We start from the raw sequence: 2,126 nt of genomic DNA on the forward strand, positions 1-2,126 counted from the left end.
AATTGAAGCTCAAGCTAACTGGAAGGTCTTGCTTGATGGCGTAATTGACGGTCGCTTGGATGGTGCACATATGCTAGCGGGACAGCCTATTGCAGCGACGATGGGTTATGGAACTAAAGCTCATATCATTACGCCTTTCTCAATGGATTTGAATGGTAATGCGATCACCGTTTCAAATGATATTTGGGAACAGATGAAGCCAAATATTCCAAAGATGGCTGATGGAAAACCTGTTCACCCAATTAAAGCTGATGCGCTGAAGCCAGTTGTCGAGAAGTACAAGGAAGATGGAAAGCCTTTTAACATGGGGATGGTATTCCCGGTTTCGACTCATAACTATGAGCTAAGATACTGGTTAGCAGCGGGCGGTATTCACCCTGGCTACTACGCGCCTCATAAGGGTGACACGACAGGTAAGATCGATGCAGATGCCTTGCTATCAGTAACACCTCCACCACAAATGCCGTCTACCTTGGAAGCCGGCACGATCTATGGCTACTGTGTAGGTGAGCCTTGGAACCAGCAGGCCGTATTCAAAGGTATCGGTGTGCCAGTAGTGACTGATTACGAGATCTGGAAAGACAACCCAGAGAAAGTATTTGGTATTACTAAAGAATTTGCTGAGAAATACCCGAATACGACAGTTCGTTTAACGCGAGCGATGATTCGTGCAGCGATGTGGTTAGATGCTAACAACAATGCTAACCGTCCAGCAGCGGTTAAGATCTTGTCACAACCTAACTATGTTGGTGCTGACTATGACGTTATTGCAAACAGTATGACGGGTACTTTTGAGTACGAGAAAGGCGATAAGCGTTCAGTACCAGACTTCAACGTATTCTTCCGTTATAACGCGACTTACCCATACTACTCAGATGCTATCTGGTATCTAACGCAAATGCGTCGTTGGGGTCAGATCTCTGAAGATAAGAGCGACGAGTGGTACAAAGATTTGGCGAAGAAAGTATATCGTCCTGATATCTATGCACGTGCGGCGCAGTCTTTGATCAAAGAAGGTAAAGCGAAAGCGGCTGACTTCCCAGACTTCTCTACTGAAGATGGCTACCGTGACCCACAAACGCACTTTATCGATAACATTGTTTATGACGGTACACAACCAAACAAGTATATCGAGAAGTTCTCAATTGGTCTGAAATCAGGCGACAAGATCTAAAGAGTATTACATATGTCGGACGACAAATGCTGGCCTGAACCAGGGTTTGTTGTCTGACTGCTGATAACGAAGTTTGTCTAAGAAAGATTTATCTTGATCGGCTCTCAATGTTTGTTAGAACGAGAGTCGTCAGTTAACTGAAGTAGCTTTAAGCAGGAGCAGAAGATTATGTCAACGGCGACATCTCTTAAGGACGATATAGAACAACCAATTGTTTGGTTGGATAAGGTATTAGAGTTTGGTGCGATGGCAGCGAAGACTCTGGCAATACCCATGGCAGGTATTGCGGTATTTCTCATTATTTGGGCGGCAGCCGCACAGAGTGTTAAAACTTCTTTGGGGCAGTTTCCGGGTCCCGCGATGGTAATGGAGCAGTTCGTCTCTTTATATGATGAGCACGTTTCCGAGCGGACTAAAGAGCAAGCCTTCTACGAAAGGCAAGAGAAAAGAAATGCGGCACGAGTGGCTGAAGATCCATCTTATGTGCCTAAAATCAGAGCGTATACCGGGAAAGAAACTTTCCTCGATCAGATCTTTACCAGCTTAAAGACGGTCGCTTCTGGCTTCTTATTGGCTGCAGCGATAGCGATTCCCCTAGGCATTGCCATTGGCCTGAATAAAACACTGAACTCGGCTGTTAACCCGATTATTCAGGTGTTCAAACCTGTTTCTCCTTTGGCTTGGTTACCCTTGGTGACAATCTTGGTGAGTGCACTCTACGTCTCGTCAGATCCACTGGTAGCCAAGTCCTTTATTGTTTCGATGATCACCGTAACACTTTGCTGCTTATGGCCAATGGTGATCAATACGTCAGTGGGTGTTGCATCCATTGATGATAACTTGGTCAACGTAAGTAAGGTGTTGCGATTACCTGCTCTGAAACATGTTCAGAAAATTGTTTTACCTGCATCAGTACCGATGATCTTTACCGGAATGCGCTTGTCCTTAAGTA

At 45.2% G+C, this 2,126-nt stretch carries 2 protein-coding genes; both read left to right on the forward strand.

Going from position 1 to position 2,126, the window contains the following annotated elements:
- Window positions 1-1,174, forward strand: a 1,174-nt coding sequence (locus tag A3735_RS25985; RefSeq protein WP_068638920.1) for a CmpA/NrtA family ABC transporter substrate-binding protein, incomplete at its 5' end; no start/stop codon positions are given.
- A gap of 246 nt (window positions 1,175-1,420) precedes the next feature.
- Window positions 1,421-2,126: ABC transporter permease (locus A3735_RS25990; RefSeq protein ID WP_231882660.1), on the forward strand; the 706-nt coding region annotated here is incomplete at its 3' end.

The organism is Oleiphilus sp. HI0061, assembly GCF_001635675.1.